We start from the raw sequence: 20,791 nt of genomic DNA on the forward strand, positions 1-20,791 counted from the left end.
CTCACTGGCCTCTAAACTTACGAATGTTAATTAGCTCTTGGGCACACCAGCGTTTTTTTACTGACGCAGGCCAAAAAGTAATAGTCGAAATAGTTAACCCCCAAATCACCGCTGCAAATGCAATGATCAGATTTTCACTAATACCCTGAATGTTGCCATCGGCTAATGCTTTGAGTGCAGGCCCCATCGGGATCATAGTGGCAATTAGCCCTAACATTGGCGCAATACGGGTGACAATTCGTAAGGTTTCGAGTTGTTTTAGCGCAAAAACTTCGTATTCATCCTCGCTCGCGTTGGGGTGTTTAATAAAGTAATTATGAATATCAAAGCCGCGCAACCAGCTGGGACTTTTAGTGTCTATTTGACGTTGATAGAGCAGGCTGTGTTTTTTACGAATACAATATTCGCTGATGAACCGCCCCAATGCAAAAATTGCATAAATAAATAACACTACAATAGCGATGATCACCGGTGTCATTAAAATTTCAGAAACATTAGCCATTAATACTTCAATGGTTTGAATACTCACAGTAGTTACCCCTTTTATTAGTAGGCGGCAAATTTAAAGCATTGCATATAATTAATCAAGAATCTAAATGAAATTTATTATCATTAGTGTTGATCAATTTTCATAATGGCGTATTATTCTCTCGTTTTTTGCAGGAATTCACTGCTTTACTAATAAAAATTAAGGATGTAAAAATGTTTAAGCCGACACTCTCTTTGATCACACTGGCTATTAGCAGTGTTCTTTTTCATGCTAGTGCGATTGCAGATGATACGCAGTCAATTACCAATGATGAATTAGAAGTACTGGTTGTTTCAGGCTCTCGTATTGTAAAGCCTTTAAAAGATGTGGCTGCGAGTATTTCAGTAATGACGGCTGAAGAGATGCAAATGCAAGCAGTAACCGACATCAATCAATTATTTAAATATGACCCGAGCATTCAAATTACGGGTCGCATTGGTGGTGCGCAAAATATTACAGTGCGTGGCATGGGCTCGGATCGCATTTTAATGATCAAAGACGGCATGCGCATGAATGAGGGTTATGGGGCAAATGGCTTAAACGATATTGTAGGGCGCGGTTTTATTGAAACAGATACGTTAAAGCAGGTTGAAGTGGCAAAGGGTGCATCGTCATCATTGTATGGCTCAGATGCATTAGGCGGTATTGTGGTGTTTACCACTAAAGATGCCAGCGATTATTTACAGCCGGGTGAGCAATTTGCAGGTAATGTTAAAGCCGGTTATAGCGATTTAAGTAGCCAATATACGCTTGCTGGTACTTTGGCTTTTATTACTGGCGATGTTGAACATGTGCTTAGTAGCACCTTACGCGATGGTGAAGAAGAGCAAAGTTATGATGGATCACTGAGCCCATTTGACATTGAATCAAGCAGCTTCATGTATAAGGGCAAGTACAATATCAGTGAAACTGACTCGCTAGATTTTAGCGTTGATCTTTGGCGCCAAGAAGCGAAAGGTGATAGCGCTGATGGTTTATTGGCTTATTTTCGTTCATTAGCACAATACGGGTATAACATTGTCGATGAGCACACTATTACTGATAAAGAAACTAACTCGTATCAATTAAGCTATCACAGCAACGCGCAAACCTTGCTGTGGGATCAATTTAATGTGAGGGGGTACTACAATGAAAGCAGTCAAGAAGATGAAGAGTACGCATTTTTAGATATTAATGCGCCGATGTTTGGTACCGTTGAAAAGCGTGACATGTTTAAAACAGGTCTTTATAAGCAAACCACGAAAGGCTTGTTATCGAACGCCAGTAAGCAGCTAAATCAGCAGCACACGTTAGGCTTTGGTTTAGATATTGAAACAACTGATAGTTTGCGTACCGTGCACGAATACCGAGAAGCGGATGGTGTGGTCAGTAAAGATGACTCAACCAGTAAATTTCCGCGCAATGATACCTTCAGAGCAGGCTTTTTCATTAATGATGAAATTTCGTTCATGGATAAACGTTTAGTGATCACCCCAGGCGTTCGGTTTGACTATTATGAAATGGACCCTAATGGTGCATTGAAAACGGATGGCACTCAGTTTGCAAAAATTGATGATCAACACCTATCGTTTAATTTGGGTGCACTTTATTACATTAACGATATGCTGTCGGCGTATGCGCAATATGGCCAAGGTTTCAAAGTGCCAGCCTATGATTTAGCGTACATTGAGCACTATAATCAACCGACCTCAGAATACATCTATGAAATCATGCCAAGTGATGATCTATCGGCGGAAGAAAGTGATAGCTACGAACTAGGTTTACGTGGCCATATTGGTAGCTTTACAGTTAATGCTGCTGTTTTCTACAATGAGTTTGATAACTTTTTGGCCACTGAGCTGGTTAACCGTGACAGCGTTTTTAATGCTGATGGCTCATTTTCGTATATACAAGATACGTTTCAATACCACAACCTTGACTCTGTAACGATTAAAGGTGCGGAGTTTGGCGCGACCTTTTATGCAACAGACAGCCTTGATCTATTCTTTAATGTGGCATATCAAGATGGTAAAGATAACAGCACAGATGAATATATTTCCAGTATCAGTCCGCTGTCAGGTAATCTAGGTATTAGTTACAAACAGGATGATTTTGCCAGCAATGTGATTTTAAACTGGGCAAAACAAATGACGAAGGTAAATGAAGGAAAATACCAAACCCCAGGTTATGGCACGGTTGATTGGCAGTTAAGTTATCGATTAGCTGATACACAGCTAAATTTAGCGGTAAATAACATATTTGATAAAGAGTATTACCAGCATAATAATCTTGCTGGTCATGATGCTGGCGACAGCTTAGCAAACCTTGCCAGCGCAGGGCGTAACTTTTCTGCCACGATTAAATATAACTTTTAATGAGCAAAACACGCTACATTGCTCGCGTTATAAAGGGTGCTTTTGCTAGCAAAGCACCCATCTATAAGGCTTAATTCATCGCATCGTTATATTTTTCGGCTAAGCTTAGTTTTTGCTCTTCGCTCAGAGCTTTCCCAGCTAACTGAAATATTTCATGCTCTTCTTCAGTTAAATGATGGTGCACAAGATGATGAAGCTTTTTCGCGGTAACTAACCAGGCGGGTGAACTCATATCTGTTTCTTCAAGTTGTTCAATTAACTCGTCAAGCTCATGATGTTCGGCTATTCCATGACGGGCTTTTTCATGGGTTAAATCGTCAAACATTAAGGGGTTATAAAAATAACGTTCTTCAAATTTAGCATGCTCTTCAAGTTCATTTTTTAGGTTATCCATCAATGATTGACGGTTTGGTGAATCTCCATGCGTTTCAATAAGGGCGTCAACCAGTGAACGCTGTTTATCGTGATCGTTACGTAATGCTTCAAAAATATTCATGATTAATCCTTGCTTTACTTATTTACAGTTAACATAAGCAAGTGACGAGCCATGTTTTAATCTATTGTTTTATATTGATATTTAAAGCTTTAGTAGCAAGAATATATAAAAGCAATGTAAAAGTTACAGGTTAAAATGAAAAAGGCCAACACTGTGGTTGGCCTTTCAAGAAGTAATTTTAGATGCTACTTATTCGCGTCTTTTACTGCTTTTAGCTTCGCTGCGTGGTCAATCTCAAATGCTGGCATATCTTTGTTGCCATCAATTAAGTAATTATCCATCCAACGCATTAGGCGTAAGCTGTAATCGTATTGGGCAGCCACTTTTCGGTTACCGTGTCCTTCACCCGGGTAGTATACAAGACGTACATCTTTGCCTTGTACTTTCATATAACGGTATAGTTCCATTGATTGTGCTGGGTGTACACGTGGATCGTCTTTACCGTGCATAATAAGCAGCGGTGTTTTTGATTGACCAGCCCAGTAAATAGGGCTGCGCTCTAAATACCACTGCCACTTATCCCACGGGTAAGAGCGGGCATGTACTAGGTTCATTTCATTGGAAATATCAGTCGTACCAAACTTTGAAAGTTGATTAGTTACGCCCACAAACATAACACTTGCGGCAAAGTGTTCAGTCAGCTTTGTTGCGCCCCATGCAGAGGCATAGCCGCCGTATGAACCACCGGTGATGCCAACACGTTTGCCATCTACTAAGCCCATTCCAACAAGATGATCTTTAAAATCAACTAGATCATCAAACTCTTTACCTGCGTAATCGTTTTGGCCAAGTTTCGAGTAATCTACCCCTTTACCGGTAGAGCCGCGGTAGTTAGGGTAAAACACCGCATAACCGCGTGCTGCACCCATTTGACCTGGGCGAGAATAGTTAGTTACCCAACCATCTTTATCATGACTTTCTGGGCCGCCGTGCACAGACATGATCAATGGATAACGTGTGCCTTCGCTGTAATCGAGTGGGTAAACTAATACGCCATCAATCTCAACACCGTCACGGGCTTTTAAAGAAATAGTCTCTTGTTTAGCAAAACGTTTGTCATTTAACCAAGTGTTTGAATCGGTTAAACGTTGCGCTTTAGAGCCACGAACAATAAATACTTCATTTGGGTGCTTAGCTGTATTACCGCGCAGCGCTATGGTTTTATCAGAGTCAGAAATACTTAGGTTTGAGGCAATAAGCTCACCTTCTTTGATAAGTTTTTTATATTTATTTGAACCAGTTTTAATACTTGCGACAAAGCTTTGTGTGCCTACATTGGCAATAAAGTTTAGTGTATTACGTTTATTAGACCATTCAAAATCAACGATATGCCCCATAAAGTTGGGTAACCAGTCTGTTACTTCACCGGTTTTAGTATCCGCTAGAAATAAGCGGCCAGTCGCCGGATCGTGCTTATCTTCTGCACCTAAAATCGCAATATAACGACCATCATGAGATAACTCAGCGCCATCAAGTTTACCTTCGGTGGCAAATGACATGGTTACTTGGTTGCTGGCAATATCAAATAAATGCCATTGTGATTTAGTGTATTTATCGTCAATCAGTGCTGTAGGCTGAGTTTTAACTAATAATTTGTCGCCTTGTGCTGCCCAGTTAACGTCGCTGACATAGTTCGCAACATTTAGAGGTTGCGGGGTTAATGGCTGGTCTGCGTTGGCCAAATCTACAATAAACAGTTGTTTATTCTTTAAACCTAACTCGTAAACTTCAGCCATAAAGCCGAGTTTTTTCAGCTCTTTTTCAGACTTATCAGCCGCTGGCATAGCTAAAATAGCAAGTTGCTTGTTGTTTGGGCTTAACTGATAACTAGAAATAGATGTGTCTTTTAGTGACAACACTTTTTGCGCTTGACCACCATCAACCGGGATTTGGTATAGCGCGCTAAATTTGTCATCTTTCAGCTTTGCTAAAAAATAAATGGTTTTGCTGTCGTTTGTCCATTGAATACTCTTGATACTTACAGTGCCGGTAATGAAAGGGCGCTCAACACCTTCATCATCAACAACATAAAGCTCGCTGTAATTCGTGCCATTTTCATCTACGTATAATTCACGTGGTACAGAGCGGGTAAAGGCCACAGTCTCGCCATCTGGGCTGATACTGGTTTGTAGCACAGATTGAATTTTTGGAATATCTTCAACGGTTAACGATGTGGCAGCAACCGCCAATGAGCTTGAAAGCCCAATGGCCAGTGCTAAGCTAGTTTTTAGCATGATTTTTCCTTCGCTTGTTTTATTCACTTGTTTTAATTATCGAAGGATTATAACAGCACGTACCTAGAATGTTAAAATTTGCGGTCAACACGCAAGCGTGAACGATTAATGGCTGTAACGAACACCAACATAGAAACGTCGACCATTTTGGTAAATGCCCGTAGGTGCATATTCATTTCGCTCATACAGGTAAGTGATTTCATCGGTGAGATTGATTGCTTCTACTACAAAATCAAGCTTGTCAGATAATTTGAAGGTAATGCTGCCGTCAAGTTGACCAAAATCATCCATCATGGTCTCCCCTACACCGGTGGCAAAATGAGTGCGATAGTTATAGGCCAAACGCGAACTTAACTAGTCATTTTCGTAGTAACTGGTTAAATTTATTGTGTGTTTTGAAGTGCCAGGTACGTAATTTTCACGCCCTGAGATGCTATCAGTGCGATCGCCATCAACAAAAGTATAGTTAGTGATCAAACCAAAACCATATATAAGCTCTTGTTGATAGCCAATTTCTACCCCTCTGATTGTGCCGCCGCTGCCATTGATGGGCCTGTCAATGGTCATATCAATGCCTTCGTGTTGCTCAATGGTGCGCTTAAATTCGACAAAGGATTCAACGTCTTTATTAAATAATGCCACAGAGAGCAGCGCGGCATCATCAAAATACCATTCAACGCTTAGATCAAATTGATTGGCACGATAGGGATCTAAGTCTGGGTTGCCGCCTTGGCCTTGCGCCTGCGTGACGTTGTAGTTAGTTGACGGCATTAAATGATTATATTGCGGACGAGACATTACCCGCGCGGCACTGACTCGGGCAATTAAGTCCTCACTTAAATCAAAGCTGATATTGGCACTGGGTAAAATATCTACATAATTTTTGCTGTGCTGCTGCCAGACAAAGCTTTGTTGTTGCTCAACCGGTGAGCCAATACGTTTATAAGCACCGGCGTCTTGTTCAGTATTAACAACGCGTACCCCCAAGTTTGCTCGGTAGTCATTGCCATCAAGCATTAATTTAACATAACCTGCTGTTGTGCGTTCTTGAATATCGAAACGGCTGGCTTTTTCTTCCTGCTGTATAAAGTCGATCGTTTTAAAATCTGTAGATAATGCGTTGATATCGACATAGCTGTAATTTTTGAGAGTGTGTTGATCGCCAATTTCGGATAAAAATCCACTGGGAAAAGCCGCCGGGTAGTCAGCTAAGCTCCAATCAAGTTGCTGGGCTATGCCATCAAATGCGCCGTTAAATGAACGATAACGAATAAAATCACGTTGATGATCGCGGTACTTTGCGCCAACTTTTATAGCGCTGATAATAGAATGATCAATTGCGCGTTCAAAATCACCTTGCAAATAGAACTCTTGATCGTTTGAATCTTGGCTGTCGTTACGTGCTTCTGTAAGTTGCCAAGCCTGTCCATCAAGCGGGGATACATCATAGTTGGCGATTATATTTTTACGTTCTGTGGTATCAACGGTATAGGCGGTATTGGCTGAGAATTGTGAGGTGTGATCTTGTTTTGAGCCGCCACCCCCTTTGGTAAAACCAATTTGATATTGATTTTGCCAAAGGTGTGCTTGCTGGCTAACAATTAAATGCACACTACTGGTATTTATTTCAGATTCTCGCCAAATAGCTTCCATAGCAGTACTAAATGGTAAATTTTGTGCGTTTTGTTCAGGAACTTTTGAGTAGCGGGCAAAGGCGAGGGTGTTATCAATAATCTTCGCATCGCTGATATGACCGCCACGGGCAAACACACTACTAGGCTGCCATAAAAAGTTTTGGTTACTGTTATCAGCGTTAAGCACTGAATACAAAGTATTCAGTTGAATATTCCAATCTAAATTAGGTTGGTATTCAAAATTTGCGGTGGCACTGGTTAACACCCGCTGTTGCTGGAATATTGCTGAGCCACCACCACCTGGAGTCCAGATGTTTTTTATATTGGCAGTGTCACTGTCTGTTGCGGATAGGCTACCATCGGCATTTCGTTGAAAGTTTTGTTCATGCCAGCCCCATGACTCAAGCCCATCACGACGTAATGAACGTTGATTACGGGTAAAAGTGATTAATGCACTAATGTCTTTGTCTGGGTTAGTCCAGTTATAAAAAACGGCTAGCTGAGGATCAAATTCCCCTGATAAATCATTGTATTGTACTTGCGCGTTGGTAACAAACTGATTGCTTTGCGTATGCAAGGGTCGTTGCGTTTTAATATTAACAGAGCCGCCTAATGAGCCTTCGTTATGATCTGCTTGCGGGGTTTTATATACTTCTAAAGAAGATACTAGTTCAGCGGGTAATAGGGTGTAATTAAAACCACGATCAGGCTGGGTTGAGATCCACCAATCTGCAGAGGCAATCGCTTGACCATTTAAAAAAGTACGGTTTTGTTCTGGCGTGGTGCCACGCACACCGACACGTTCACCTTCCCCTTGGGCACGGGAAAGTGAAATACCGGTAATGCGTTGCAGTGCTTCTGCGACATTTTTATCAGGGAATTTACCGATATCCTCGGCAGTAACAGCATCCACAATCGCGTTTGAGTAACGCTTAGTGTTGAGTGATTTAACAACACTGCCACGAATACCGCGAACTTGGATCACTTCAACTTCGTCCGTGCTTTTAAGTTCAGCACTGTGCGCTACCATAGGTAAGCTAAGTGCAGATGTAATTAGTGATGCACTCACTGCTAAATGCAGTTTATTTATTTTTACTTTTAACATCCTCGATTCCCCTTGAATCAAAACTTTATTTTGTTGTGTCAAATAAGGGCTTACCATTCGTACATATTTAGTCATTTTACTCGTCGAATGTGATAAGACCGTTCTTATACCAATCGACTTAAATATTTAACCATTCTAGCGTGCTAAATAAAGCGCTAACTGCGTTATAAATTTTTCATGTAGAACAACTACATGTCAAAATTTATGCCTTGTGTACGCCCGACATGGGCATTGACTTATGAGGTGAAAGTCCTCTGTAGGAAGATCACCGTTTAAATAACATACTGTTATTAAACGATAACTACTAGCGAATGGCAAGGGCTAAATCGCGAGAGATAGTCTGAAGGAAGCCGCTAGCAAATCTGTGAGCTGATGAACAAAAACATCATATGAGGCGTAGGCTGGAGACGAGCTAGCACAAGATAGCGAAGTCATGTGATCTAACGGCCACCGTAAATGATGCAGTTGTGCAGAGAAAGTCGATGCATCTTATTCGGGGAGATCTGATAAACACGCATCCGCGCTAACGCTTGGAGATTACCAGTTAGGGACTGGTTGTTCAACCCTTGGCGCTTTGGTTGCTGCGACCTACAGCGAGCGAAATAGCAGTAAACAAGCGTTAGTTTTAGACGCGCTTTATCGAGTAATCGCTAGAGTGATTTATCAGAAGTCAGCAGACGGCATAGTAGCCAAACGCCCATCGTAATGGAGGGGACACGGTGAAGGCCTGAACATCTTAACCAGAGGAGACACTACAAATGAACTTGAATTCACATAGATCACCGTGTTGTGATAGTGATGAACAGCGTTCGACTGTGAATAATACCTCGAATGAATATAACCAAATAGATCATGACCTTATGGCAAAGGTACTAAGCAACCACAATATTAGCGCAGCATGGCAACATGTTAAGCGCAATAAAGGGGCTGCGGGTATTGATAATATGAGTATTGAGGAATTTAATGACTTCGCTAAGTTACATTGGCTGGGTATTAAACAACAATTACTTAACGGCACTTATCAACCCTTGCCAGTCAAACGCGTGATGATACCCAAACCTGATGGCGGTGAGCGAATGCTTGGGATCCCTGCTGTTATCGACAGAGTGATCCAACAAGCCATTGCTCAAGTGATCAGCCCTTACTTTGAGCCTCAATTTTCACCACATAGTTATGGTTATCGCCCTCATAAAAGAGCCAGTCAAGCAGTGAACCATGTTCAGTCTTGTGTTAAACAAGGTTATAAAACAGCGGTTGATATCGACTTGTCTAAGTTCTTTGATGAAGTAGATCATGACATGCTGATGAATCGTGTTAGCCGTAAAATCAAAGACAAAGCACTCATGCGCCTACTCGGTAAATACTTACGAGCGGGGATCGCAGAGCGCGAAACAGGTCTGTGGTTTGAGTCAACCAAAGGAGTCCCTCAAGGTGGGCCATTATCCCCTTTGCTTTCCAACATCTTACTCGATGAATTAGATAAGAAGCTAACCTACAAACACCTTAAGTTTGCACGTTACGCTGATGACATAATCATTTTAGTAAAAACGAAAAGCGAAGGATTAATAATCCAGCGGGAAATTACTGCGTTCATCACTAAGCGATTAAAGCTCAAAGTGAACGAATCGAAAAGTCGAGTGGGTCCAGTATCAGGCTCAAAATTTCTCGGGTTCACATTCCGTTACGGTCAAGTGCAGATCCACGAACAGGCGCTAAAGAAATTCAAAGCAAATGTCAGGGAACTCACTAACCGCAACTGGGGGATCTCAATGACCCTACAAATTCATAAACTCACGCAGTATTTGCGCGGCTGGGGACACTACTACCTGATAGCCAACGCTTATCAGCTAACGGTGGATTTAGATCATTGGATCCGACGTAGGATAAGAATGTGCTACTGGCGGCAATGGCGTAAACCTCGCACCAAAGTACGCAGTTTAATGAAATTGGGTGTTAGCGAACGACTCGCCATAGCCTGTGGTATCACCAGTAAAGGCCCTTGTAGAAGCTCAAAAACAAAAGGTATTAACATTGCGCTAGGCAATAACTACTTAGCTTCACAAGGTTTAGTGTCATTGAGGGATATTTGGATCAACATTCATTACGGGAGATGAACCGCCCATTGCGGACCCGCATGATGGGTGGTGTGGGGGCTGGAGGTTAGAGACCTCCGGCTACCCGATTATCACTCCATTTATCTGTCGCTATAAATGGTCAGTAACTTAACACGATTGGTATCACAAACTAACGCTGGCAGCTTTATGATTCTTTTTTGGCTTGTTTTATGAGCCCAAATAGCCACTGACAACTTAGTTTGTGGCTCTATTAAACGCCTTTTTAAAACGAGAGTCTTGAATCGAAGTGAATAGTTGTGAAAGTAATAAATTTTAAAATAAAATCAAAAGTTATAAATATTAATTTTTATATATCAGTGTTTTATATTTTCATTATTTTGTTTTTTATTTAATAAGTTAAGTTTACTTAATCGTTCTTATGCTCTTAATTGTGCTAATTCACAACTAGTGGATTAAAAAATGAAAGGTAAATGGTAAAGGGGCTGGCAAATCATCAATGGCGAATACACACTTTTCGATGGGTGAAGTAACTTTGCTAGGCTCTTTGCAATTAAGAGCCTAGAAAATGAGGTGTTTATTGTGTGTTACAAACTCTTTTTCGGTGGGAGCGCAACATTGGCAAAGATTAAGCCTGCCACTAGCGACATAAATATTAAGAATGTTTGTTGACCAATATGCTCAGCGTAAACAAAATCTTGTCCTTCTATTAATGAATTTAAACCTATGTAGGTTTTGCTACCTGGGACTAATACAATTAGGCCTTGCATGGCAACAATTGATGCCGGAGCATTGGCAATACGGTTAAACAAATTGCTAAATACACCAACAGAAAATGCACCCACAAAGGTTCCCAAGGTGTAATCTAAATACATGGCCGAGCCGATACTGGTACCGTAAGCAATAAAGCCAGAGGCAATTGACCAAGCCGCATGTTTGAGTTTGGTTCTAAAGATAACAATTAAACTGCTACAGAGTAAAAATATTGCCAGCCAAGCAGTCCACTTTGGTAATGGTTCAGGTTGTACAAAATCCGCTTGACCAAATAAAGCAAAACCAATTGCTATCCCTATAAATGCGCCAAAATAGAGTTTAAACAACAGCATAAACGAGTCCATTACCCTGGCTGTTCCTGATACTAAGTGGCGCGCTGCAAGTTCAGCTAAACCAAGCGCAAGGGCAAGCCCAGGTATAAATACTATGATAGCTGACAGGACAATTAACCGAATATTAATGTGTGCATCGATATAAACACTAATCGCACAGGCCAGTATTGCTGAAATAATTGCAACGAGTGGCTCAAGCATATGGGCAACCCGTTTTGAGCGTGTTGACCAAAGAACAAATAAATACACAATAAACGTAAGCAAACCAGACCAGAGGACGTCGTTCCAGCTAGTACCCATAAGCATTGCAAATGCGCCGCCAGAGGTGGCAAAAGCAATACCAGTGAGTACTTTGTTGTAGGGGTTTGGTGCGTCAAAAATGATATCAAGCTGTTTATCAACGTCGTGTAAAGTTAATTCACCATTGAGCATTTTATTGACGAGATCATCGGTGTCAGCCAATGAGCCTAAATCATGATCACCAGGATCAACACGGGCAACATGGGTGTATTCGTCTTCGTGGCCATCGGTCCAGATCACAAAAGTAACCGAAGTAGGGGACATAACAAACGATGATTTTAGATCAAGATAAGTTGCCACTTCCATTAAGTGGGCTTCGAGTCGATAAGCTGGTGTGCCGTATTTATGAAGCATTTTTCCCAGTTTAACGATGAATTTGCGCTTTTCAGTAAAGGTTGCGGTTTTCAAATGTGTATTGAACCAAAATTTAAATTATTCAGTTAAAAAATATAGACAATACATCTAAATTTGCCTACCTAGTTTGGCGGGAATTTTAAACACAAATCCCCGCCTGTCTAGTTTTTTCTAATGGGAAGTTACTTATTTTTTGCTTCAATCCATTGCGCCATATATTGGGTGCTCCGCATGGTATGGTGTTTGAGCATTTGACCAGTAAAGTTTGCTTCTCTGTGCGCTGTTAACTGATCCTCTGTAGTGATAATTTTATCGATTAAATTAGCAGTGAGCGCGGTTTTATCATAAGTCGCGTTTAGTATGGCTTGCGCATTTTTTTGCGCTTTTTTAAATAGCAGTTGCTCTTGATAAAGCGTTACAGCGGCATCAGCAAACTGCTGTGCTTCATCTGCAATTGTGCCAGCCCAGGGTAAATCATTATGCATAGCTTCGCTGCCGATTGATGTTGTGACACTTGGGGTTTGCATGATCATCGCCTCTAATAGTTTACCTTTTATACCTGCACCAAAACGCAGCGGTGATAAACAGACTCGGGCATCTTCCATTACTTTATAAGCATCATCGGCCCAGCCTTTTATTAAAAAGCCAGTTTTGGGATTATTTAAGGCTGTCGCTTTAGGCGGCGGATAAGAGCCATAAATATGTAGCTCAGCTTGGGGGAGTTGTTTACGAATGAGTGGCCAAATTTGTTGTAAATATAAAACGGCGTCCCAGTTTGGCGCATGGCGAAAATTGCCAATGGTCATAAAGTGTTGACGTTGTGCAAATGATTTTGTTTGCACTGGCAGCGCAGTTAAATCGACCATAAAGGGTAAATGGTGTAATAAACGGCTATCGACCTTAAATACATCTGCTAACAACTGCATTTCAAAGCTGGAAATAATTAAGCTTATGTCACAGCGTAAAATGGCGGCGATTTCTCGTTTGGCGATGTCTGAATGCAGATCGCTGTGGTTAAATTCACGGTTGCCTTTATGTGCTTCATGGCGGGCATTGCGTAAGCATTGTAAATCTTCAGTGTCGAGAATTTTTAATGCATTTGGGCAGTGTTTATCTACTCGCCAGCCAAATTGCTCTTCCATCATGAAGCGATCAAACATCACCATATCGGGTGCATAGTCGCTAACATATTCATCAAAACTTGAACAATTAAGGGCAATTGTTGCACTGCTGATCCCGTAGTCATCAAGATTAACCATATGCTCGGTTTTTTGTGCGGGGCTGGCAAATTCAACTTGCCAATTTTGTGCCCTAAATGCGTTTAACAGCGACATCATGTGCGTGCCCGCAGCAGATGAATTTGGTTCAGGCCATACATAGCCAATTACTAATACTTTTTTCATTGACTTGAATCTCTTACCTGTAATGTTACATCGACTAAGGTACGTACCGCAGGCACGCTTTGATTGAGTAATTCTTGTAATACTTGGCATGTGCGCTTACCGATATCATCGGCATTGATAGTGACACTGCTCAATGATGGCGACATTAAACATGAGTCGGCTAAATCATCAAAACCCACTACTTTTATATCTTTACCCGGCACTAAGCCTTGTTCACGTATCGCTTCAATAACCCCATAGGCGATAACATCGTTAAAACAGATTATAGCTTTCGTGTTAGGGTGCTGTGCGTATAGAGTATTAAATGCATCCCGCCCGCCTTGGCGATTAGTGGCGGCGGTAATGATTGGTTTACCCAAAGGCAAATTAAATTGTTGTAGGGCGCTGTGAAAACCACTTAAACGTTCATGGTGATCGGAAATATCCTCTGTACCACCGACAAATGCAACCTCAGCAATGCCTTGTTGTAAAATATGGCAGGTCGCTAAGTGAGTGCCTTTTCTATTGTCAGGCAATATAGTTGGCGCGCCGCAAAACGGCACTTCTCGCATAATGTGAATAACTGGAAAGCCACTCTCAATGAGTCCGTCTACCCATTGCTGGGTCGTACCAGGGGCAGGGCACATAATAAATGCAGCCACATTATATTCTTTGAGTGTTTTAACTACTTGAGTTTGCCGCTCCACGCTTTCAGCCGTATTAACCAACATGGGCAACATGCCTAGTGCATGAATGTGGTTTTCAAGGCCAACAGCAAGTTGCGCTGAATAAGGATTGGTTAAATCGTTGATCACTAATGCGACTAAGTTGGAGCGACGGCTGCGCAGAGCGGCCGCATCACGGTTATAAACATACCCTAATGCATCAATGGCTTGTAACACTTTTGCTTTGCTTTTATCACTGACTTTGTCACTTTGGGTAAGCACTAACGACACCGTTGACTTTGAAACCTCGGCCTCTCTGGCAACGTCAAAAATAGTTATTTTATCGGTTTTAATTTTCATGTTAATTATGCGTCAGCAATTGCTTGAACTAAGTAGCCAGTTTAACGCAGTTTGAGCTAATAAGTCACCTAATCGGCTCTGTTAGCTAAATGATCGCAAAAACTTTATGAATGTATCAAAACATGTTTAGATACAGTCATTAATAATAAAAATCAAGGATAAACCATGAAAGGTATCAAGCTTTTATTGGCATTTGTGTTGAGTGTTAGTGTTACTGGCTCAGCACTTGCTGCACAAGGCTATCAAACCCCCTCCAGTGATTTAGCAGCATTAGTTGACGCAAAATTAGCACCTAGCAGTTATTTATCGGGCGATGGTCAATGGTTGGCGCTATTTGATCGTAAACGTGTAGAGACACTGGATGATTTAGCGAAAGAAGAACTAAAATTAGCAGGAATACAGCTAAACCCAGCTAATTTTTCCCGCTCTCGTCCTCGTACTAAATTTAGTGGCCTGCAATTAAAGCACATTGCGACGGGAGCTGTGATTGCAGTTAATAATTTGCCAAACGGGGTGATCCGCTCGCCTAAATGGTCAAGTAATAGTGAGTACCTCGCGTTTATTGTTGAGCAGCCAACACAAGCAAACTTATGGGTTTATAACACGCAAACAAAACAAGCACGACAGTTGTCAGATGTCGTGCTTAATTCTGTGTTAACCGCAGCTCCCTATCAGTGGTTACCAGATAGTACAGCTATTGTTGCTAACGTAGCTGTTAATTTGGGTAAACCAAGATTGACTAATGACAGCAATAGCGTAGTGCCAGTTATTCAGCAAAGTACTGGGCAAAAGGCGCCAGCGCGGACTTACCAAAATTTATTAACTAGCCCATTTGATGAACAGCAATTTAAGTTTTATGGTCAAGGGCAGTTAAGCTATATTCCGATGAGTGGTGTTGCCTCAGCAATTGGTCAGCCAGCATTATTTAAATCATTTTCAATTTCACCTGATTCAACCAATATATTAGTAGCAAGCATTGATGAACCTTTTTCTTATCAAGTGCCGTATAGCCGTTTTGCAACAACATGGCAGGTATGGGGAATGCGCGGTTATGCGTTGGTAGAACTAGCTAAACAGCCGCTTGCCGATAATATCCCGCAGGGTTATGACAGTGTTCGCACCGGGCGTCGTGATTTTCAGTGGCGCGATGACCAAGGTGCTGAAGTTATTTGGGCGCAGGCGCAAGATGGCGGCGATATGAAAACCGATGTGCCTCATCATGATTATTTATATAGCTTACGTTCACCATTCAAGCGCGAAGCAAAGCTATTTGCTAAAGTTGAACGCCGCTTTTCAGGCATGCAATGGGCCAATGAAAACGTTGCTTTATTAACCGAATGGCGTTTTAGTGATCGCCAAGTGCGCACTTATGTTATCCAACCGCGTAATGCTGATCGCAACCGCGTATTATTTTCACAGCGCAGTTATAACGATGCTTATAAGGATCCTGGTGATGCAATTTATGAGCACAATGATTTAGGTGCGAGTGTAATTAAAGTCGTTGGTGGACGTTATATATTCTTGCGTGGCGATGGAGCGTCAGAGCAAGGTAATATGCCGTTTTTAGATCAGTACGACATTAAAACCAATACAACCAAGCGTTTATGGCAATCAAAAGCGCCTTACTATGAACGCGTACGCGCTATGCTTGATGATGAAGGTGAGCGATTAATCACTATTCGCGAATCTAAAACGCAGCAACCTAACTTTTTCATTCGTGATTTAGACGATGACACGCTGACTCAACTTACTATGTTTGAGCATCCGTATCCGGCGTTTAAAGGCGTAACAAAAGAGCTGGTACGTTATAAGCGTGATGATGGCGTGGAGTTATCAGGCACACTTTATTTACCACCTGGCTACGACAAAAGCCAAGGCCCATTACCGGTGTTAATGTGGGCATACCCACTGGAATACAAAGACAAAGCGGTTGCTTCACAAGTACGTGAGTCTCCTTATGAATTTACCTATGTTGGTTATTGGGGACCGATGCCATACCTTGCTAAAGGTATTGCGGTGTTTGACGATCCGAAAATGCCCATCGTCGGCGTTGAAGGCAAAGAGCCAAATGACTTGTTCAGAAAGCAGTTAGTTGCAAGCGCACAAGCTGCGGTAGATGTGCTGGTCGAAAAAGGCATTGCAGATAAAGATAAAATCGCCATTGCAGGCCACTCATATGGCGCCTTTATGGTAGCAAACTTATTAGCCCACAGTGATTTATTCAAAACCGGTATTGCCCGCAGTGGCGCCTATAACAGGACCTTGACACCGTTTGGGTTTCAAGGAGAAGAACGTGATTTTTGGCAAGCACAGGATGTATACGCCAATATGTCACCGTTTTTTCATGCTGAAAAAATTAACGAGCCGATGTTAATGATCCACGGCCAAGAAGACCCGAATTCTGGCACCTTCCCAATGCAAAGCGAGCGTATGTACGCAGCGCTTAAAGGCTTGGGTAAAGAAGCGCGTTTAGTGATGCTTCCTTACGAAGCTCATGGCTACCGTGCCCGTAAAAGCTTATTACATGTACTGTGGGAGCAAGAGCAGTGGCTTGATAAGTATCTGTTTACAGATAAAGAAGCAGATACTGAAACAACTGAAGCGGTTGTAGACGTAAACGCAAATTAATTTGCTTAATGCCGTGAGATTAAGAATATCCTCTCTTAATCTCACGGCACATTGCGCTGAGTTATAGGCTTCGAGCTTCGAGTATCGGGCTTAGAACCTCGGGCTAAGCTCGGTGCTCTTATCCCGATCCTCGAAGCCGTTATTTCTACCTTACTGATAGTTGTTTTATCTTTCACCTTTGGCCCTTTTCATTTACCCTCTGGGATGAACCTATCACGACTTTATTTTTAACTTATTGCGAGCTTTAAATGATTGATGTAGCTGCACTTGCGGTATTTATTCCTACCTTCTTTTTTGTATCAATTACACCCGGTATGTGTATGACACTGGCCATGACCTTAGGCATGAGTATTGGCGTGCGCCGAACATTATGGATGATGATAGGTGAACTACTCGGTGTAGCAACAGTTGCGGTAGCCGCGGTGCTTGGTGTAGCCAGTGTTATGCTTAATTACCCCAGTGCATTTGATATTTTAAAATGGCTAGGTGGCACTTATTTAATCTACATTGGCATTAATATGTGGCGTGCGAAAGGAAAAATGTCGGTTGATACGCATAACACAACAGCCGTGAGCCGATATTCATTATTTTCACAGGGGTTTGTAACCGCCATTGCCAATCCAAAGGGATGGGCGTTTATGATTTCCTTATTACCTCCTTTTATTAACGTGCAATACAGTGTTGCGCCGCAATTAGCGGTGCTGGTGGCCATTATTTTGCTCTCAGAGTTTATCTGTATGATGATTTACGCAACAGGCGGAAAAAGCCTGCGGTTATTTTTAAGTAGAGGCAACAACATTAAGTGGATGAATCGTATTGCCGGGAGTTTAATGGTGCTAGTGGGGGTTTGGTTAATACTAGGGTAATTTATTGTAGTTATTTAATTAATATAACAACCCTAACTTATATTAGGGCTGTTATGAAACGCTTATTTATCTAGCGCTTTAAGCTCATCAGTTGTTGTTTTTAATTTGAATTCACGATAAAGCATATCTTCATCATTAGGGCTTAAATTCTTTCCTGACGTTTCGATTAATTTATCAAATAAAGGCTTAGTATTTTCCATAGTTACAAGCGCACATAACTGTTTCTTTCCATCTAAGCGAGCAAAACCAATTTCTTTAGCAATAGCCCCTACTAAGCTTTGCTCAGCTACCTGTTTACTTATTTGCGTAAATGATGAATTAGTCGTCGTTGAGTCTTGCTGTTGGGTTTGTTTGTTTATTAGTGTATCCATTACTTGCGCTTTAGCACTAATTTGAGTTGCTAGATCGGCACGTGCATTGGCAATAGCTTGTGCTCTACTTGCAGCCATATTTCCCGTCCATACTACACAGCTAGATGAAGCCAAACCGCCCTCGGGTGCTGTAGGTTGTAAAACCCAGCTTGGAACAGAATCGTTTTCAGCAAGAGGTTGAGACTTTTGTGGTGTTGTACCACATGCTGTAATAACTCCAGCAACTGCCAATATTAAAAGTTTATTTCGCATGATTTACTTCCTTATTGTTAAGGTTCCATTGTTCTAAGTTTTTTTGATATTGAATATCTAATTTACTTACCTTTTGTAAGTACTTTTTTGTTTCGTCGTACGGTAAATTATTTATAAGTTGTGCGTATACACCTTCGCTATCTAATTGGTTTATTAAGGCTACCGCTTTATTTATATTCGTACTTCTATTTAAGTTAAATGCTTTAGCTACGTTACCAGCGCCAGTATTATAAGCTGCAATGGCACAATATCTTCGGCTTATGGGATTATTAATTTTGCGCAAATATCGAGTCGTTAAAATGTCTAAGTACCCAGCACCGTAAGTTATATTAGTTTTTGGGTCGAATAATTCTTTAGCTGTAGGAGCTATATCCTTTTTAAATTGTTTGCGAGCAACATCTAAGCCTGCTGAGTTTGGCACTATTTGCATTAATCCAAATGCTGGAATATGCGATTTTGCATTAGGATCAAATGACGACTCAGCATGTGAAATAGCTAATAGTAAAGATAATTGGTCTTTAGAAAACTGGCTATAATAAGTAACAAAAGGCGCTACTTTTTTTTGTAAATAAGTATCGGGTAGAGCGAAAGTATGCGACTTAATGCGTTTGTAGGTAAGGTTTTGCTCTTTTGTTTTTTTTAGCGCATTATTTAAATTACTAATACGTTGTTCTTTTTCTTTGGTAAGCTGCTCTTTTTGGATATCAATTTGTGCTTTAGGTAATTGCTCGTTTTTATCTAAACTACTCAATGATTGCTCGTGTTGAGAAGTAATTTCATTAATTAATGCGACTTCGCTTTCATGTTTGTCTGGCTGTGCTTTTATATCAACTTTTGCTGTTTTTACTGCTTTATCGAGTAAGCTAAGGTCTTTAAAAATATCAGTTAAAACCGGCGATAATTTAACATTATTTAACAATTGATTTGTTGTTAATGCTTCTTCTTGAGAAGTCGCTTTTAGTCCTGTTTCATTTGAGTCTTCAAGTGTTTGTACAGTCACGGTCGAATTTTGTTCATCAATAATAATACGTGTTTTTTTATCCGCACTATATTCAACACGTTCTAATAATGAGCTTTGTACAGGTCTTGACCAGTTTTGCAATAATCTATCTCTAAATTTATCGTATTCCTCGAGATATGCTTGTCTGAATGCTTGATATTCCAACTGATGATCGTTTTTAAAAGTGGTTTGTTTTGCAAGTTGCTGTTTTTTAAATTCTTCGAACGTCGGCGTGGTAGCCCCGCTGTAAGCACTAAATAAAGCAAAAAATAATAAAGTGTGACGCATTTTTTATCCTTAAAAATAAGCGTTAAATTCATACTTGGTCAGTAATGAATCAGAGATGTATTCACTAGATAGCTCAGATACTGCATAAAATGTAGCCGCAGTGTTAGCAAGTATCTCGGTTGTTTTAGCTAAGGCTTTTTCGTCATCTTGAGTAAGCATTAACTCATCAAGTTTAAATAAAGCTTTTTGCGTTTCATCAAGTAATGGTGCGTAGTTACTAAAGCCAACGCTAAGGTTCAAAAACATACCTTGAGCATTTAACTGTTTTGACTGCATATAATATTTAATATTATGAGAATCAAAATAAAATTCGTTACTTGATTTTATAACATCGCTTAGACTATTAACTCTGAGCATTTTTTTATTAAAAGGTATTAAGGGTGTAAATTCCGGTACCATAGCTTTATCGTATTTTAAGCTATGTACGGCGATGCCGACTATACGAGTATTTTTATTAATAAGTGTGAGTAAATATTTCGTATTTTTGTAATACCTATATTCGTAATCAGTATTCAAAGATGATGTTTTAATTACTTGCGGAATACCTATTTTTTTTTCAGCGTAAGGTAAGTAGTTGCCAATATCTAGCGCAGTAATCTTTTTTTCTTCGATTTGGTTCGTAAAGTGAGTAATGAATCCGTTGTACCCTTCAATTATGAGTGCTTTACTATCGGCCCAATTTCCAAGACCCATTAAAGTAACCATAAGTAAAATAAAGTAACCTTTCAATTTAGCTAACAAAGATTTATTTTCTTCAGTGTTAGCCTCAGGCTCTAAGTTATTTCCTACAGACAT

Annotated in this window: 15 protein-coding genes; 4 read left to right on the forward strand and 11 right to left on the reverse strand. The window is 40.8% G+C overall.

Features of this window, described 5'->3' with window-relative positions:
- Position 1: 1 nt before the first annotated feature.
- Positions 2-529, reverse strand: a complete 528-nt coding sequence (locus NDQ71_RS18980; protein ID WP_301562933.1) for a MotA/TolQ/ExbB proton channel family protein — start codon at positions 527-529, stop codon at positions 2-4.
- 173 nt (positions 530-702) lie between these two features.
- Here NDQ71_RS18980 and NDQ71_RS18985 point away from each other — a divergent pair, with 173 nt between their 5' ends.
- Positions 703-2,883: a TonB-dependent hemoglobin/transferrin/lactoferrin family receptor gene (locus NDQ71_RS18985; protein WP_301562934.1), complete on the forward strand. Its 2,181-nt coding sequence runs from the start codon at positions 703-705 to the stop codon at positions 2,881-2,883.
- A gap of 70 nt (positions 2,884-2,953) precedes the next feature.
- On the opposite strand, the gene NDQ71_RS18990 is transcribed toward NDQ71_RS18985, so the two are convergent.
- The 4 genes from NDQ71_RS18990 to NDQ71_RS19000 form a co-directional block, all read right to left on the reverse strand.
- Positions 2,954-3,379 carry a hemerythrin domain-containing protein gene (locus NDQ71_RS18990; RefSeq protein ID WP_301562935.1) on the reverse strand — a complete coding sequence of 142 codons (426 nt, stop codon included), beginning with the start codon at positions 3,377-3,379 and terminating at the stop codon, positions 2,954-2,956.
- 185 nt (positions 3,380-3,564) lie between these two features.
- On the reverse strand, positions 3,565-5,613 hold the full coding sequence (locus tag NDQ71_RS18995; protein WP_192540254.1) for a S9 family peptidase: 2,049 nt from the start codon (positions 5,611-5,613) through the stop codon (positions 3,565-3,567).
- A gap of 105 nt (positions 5,614-5,718) precedes the next feature.
- Complete coding sequence (locus NDQ71_RS24450) at positions 5,719-5,955, reverse strand: hypothetical protein (protein WP_367318018.1); 237 nt, start codon at positions 5,953-5,955, stop codon at positions 5,719-5,721.
- Between the two features lie 12 nt (positions 5,956-5,967).
- Entirely contained in the window at positions 5,968-8,352 is a 2,385-nt protein-coding gene (locus tag NDQ71_RS19000) for a TonB-dependent receptor (protein WP_367318019.1), read from the reverse strand.
- A 758-nt stretch (positions 8,353-9,110) separates the two neighbouring features.
- Here NDQ71_RS19000 and ltrA point away from each other — a divergent pair.
- Positions 9,111-10,466 (forward strand): group II intron reverse transcriptase/maturase, encoded by a 1,356-nt coding sequence (gene ltrA, locus NDQ71_RS19005; protein ID WP_301561782.1) that lies wholly within the window; start codon positions 9,111-9,113, stop codon positions 10,464-10,466.
- Between the two features lie 545 nt (positions 10,467-11,011).
- Here ltrA and NDQ71_RS19010 read toward each other — a convergent pair.
- The 3 genes from NDQ71_RS19010 to NDQ71_RS19020 all read right to left on the reverse strand — a co-directional run bounded on the left by NDQ71_RS19010 (position 11,012) and on the right by NDQ71_RS19020 (position 14,591).
- A complete protein-coding gene (locus NDQ71_RS19010; protein ID WP_192540253.1) occupies positions 11,012-12,238 on the reverse strand; it encodes a threonine/serine exporter ThrE family protein in 1,227 nt (408 codons plus the stop codon).
- Between the two features lie 128 nt (positions 12,239-12,366).
- Positions 12,367-13,587: a glycosyltransferase gene (locus NDQ71_RS19015; protein WP_192540251.1), complete on the reverse strand. Its 1,221-nt coding sequence runs from the start codon at positions 13,585-13,587 to the stop codon at positions 12,367-12,369.
- Positions 13,584-14,591 (reverse strand): LacI family DNA-binding transcriptional regulator, encoded by a 1,008-nt coding sequence (locus NDQ71_RS19020; protein ID WP_192540249.1) that lies wholly within the window; start codon positions 14,589-14,591, stop codon positions 13,584-13,586. Before NDQ71_RS19020 ends, NDQ71_RS19015 begins: the two co-directional genes overlap by 4 nt.
- Before the next feature lie 165 nt (positions 14,592-14,756).
- Here NDQ71_RS19020 and NDQ71_RS19025 point away from each other — a divergent pair, with 165 nt between their 5' ends.
- Both NDQ71_RS19025 and NDQ71_RS19030 read left to right on the forward strand, forming a co-directional pair.
- Positions 14,757-17,219: a prolyl oligopeptidase family serine peptidase gene (locus NDQ71_RS19025; RefSeq protein ID WP_301562936.1), complete on the forward strand. Its 2,463-nt coding sequence runs from the start codon at positions 14,757-14,759 to the stop codon at positions 17,217-17,219.
- 248 nt (positions 17,220-17,467) lie between these two features.
- Entirely contained in the window at positions 17,468-18,085 is a 618-nt protein-coding gene (locus tag NDQ71_RS19030; RefSeq protein ID WP_192540245.1) for a LysE family translocator, read from the forward strand.
- Between the two features lie 62 nt (positions 18,086-18,147).
- Here NDQ71_RS19030 and NDQ71_RS19035 read toward each other — a convergent pair whose 3' ends face one another.
- The 3 genes from NDQ71_RS19035 to NDQ71_RS19045 all read right to left on the reverse strand — a co-directional run bounded on the left by NDQ71_RS19035 (position 18,148) and on the right by NDQ71_RS19045 (position 20,791).
- Complete coding sequence (locus tag NDQ71_RS19035) at positions 18,148-18,708, reverse strand: LPP20 family lipoprotein (protein ID WP_013463046.1); 561 nt, start codon at positions 18,706-18,708, stop codon at positions 18,148-18,150.
- Positions 18,698-19,873, reverse strand: a complete 1,176-nt coding sequence (locus NDQ71_RS19040) for a transglycosylase SLT domain-containing protein (RefSeq protein ID WP_225736433.1) — start codon at positions 19,871-19,873, stop codon at positions 18,698-18,700. Before NDQ71_RS19040 ends, NDQ71_RS19035 begins: the two co-directional genes overlap by 11 nt.
- 132 nt (positions 19,874-20,005) lie before the next feature.
- Positions 20,006-20,791, reverse strand: a complete 786-nt coding sequence (locus NDQ71_RS19045; RefSeq protein ID WP_013463048.1) for an ETEC_3214 domain-containing protein — start codon at positions 20,789-20,791, stop codon at positions 20,006-20,008.

The organism is Pseudoalteromonas sp. KG3 (genome assembly GCF_030436385.1).
Taxonomy (GTDB): Bacteria; Pseudomonadota; Gammaproteobacteria; order Enterobacterales; family Alteromonadaceae; genus Pseudoalteromonas; species Pseudoalteromonas prydzensis.

Coding starts and splice junctions, on each gene's coding strand:
- NDQ71_RS19030 (WP_192540245.1), top strand. CDS start 17,468: ATGATTGATGTAGCTGCACTTGCGGTATTTATTCCTACCTTCTTTTTT.
- NDQ71_RS19020 (WP_192540249.1), bottom strand. CDS start 14,591: ATGAAAATTAAAACCGATAAAATAACTATTTTTGACGTTGCCAGAGAG.
- NDQ71_RS18990 (WP_301562935.1), bottom strand. CDS start 3,379: ATGAATATTTTTGAAGCATTACGTAACGATCACGATAAACAGCGTTCA.
- ltrA (WP_301561782.1), top strand. CDS start 9,111: ATGAACTTGAATTCACATAGATCACCGTGTTGTGATAGTGATGAACAG.
- NDQ71_RS19000 (WP_367318019.1), bottom strand. CDS start 8,352: ATGTTAAAAGTAAAAATAAATAAACTGCATTTAGCAGTGAGTGCATCA.
- NDQ71_RS19035 (WP_013463046.1), bottom strand. CDS start 18,708: ATGCGAAATAAACTTTTAATATTGGCAGTTGCTGGAGTTATTACAGCA.
- NDQ71_RS18985 (WP_301562934.1), top strand. CDS start 703: ATGTTTAAGCCGACACTCTCTTTGATCACACTGGCTATTAGCAGTGTT.
- NDQ71_RS19025 (WP_301562936.1), top strand. CDS start 14,757: ATGAAAGGTATCAAGCTTTTATTGGCATTTGTGTTGAGTGTTAGTGTT.
- NDQ71_RS19015 (WP_192540251.1), bottom strand. CDS start 13,587: ATGAAAAAAGTATTAGTAATTGGCTATGTATGGCCTGAACCAAATTCA.
- NDQ71_RS19045 (WP_013463048.1), bottom strand. CDS start 20,791: ATGTCTGTAGGAAATAACTTAGAGCCTGAGGCTAACACTGAAGAAAAT.
- NDQ71_RS18995 (WP_192540254.1), bottom strand. CDS start 5,613: ATGCTAAAAACTAGCTTAGCACTGGCCATTGGGCTTTCAAGCTCATTG.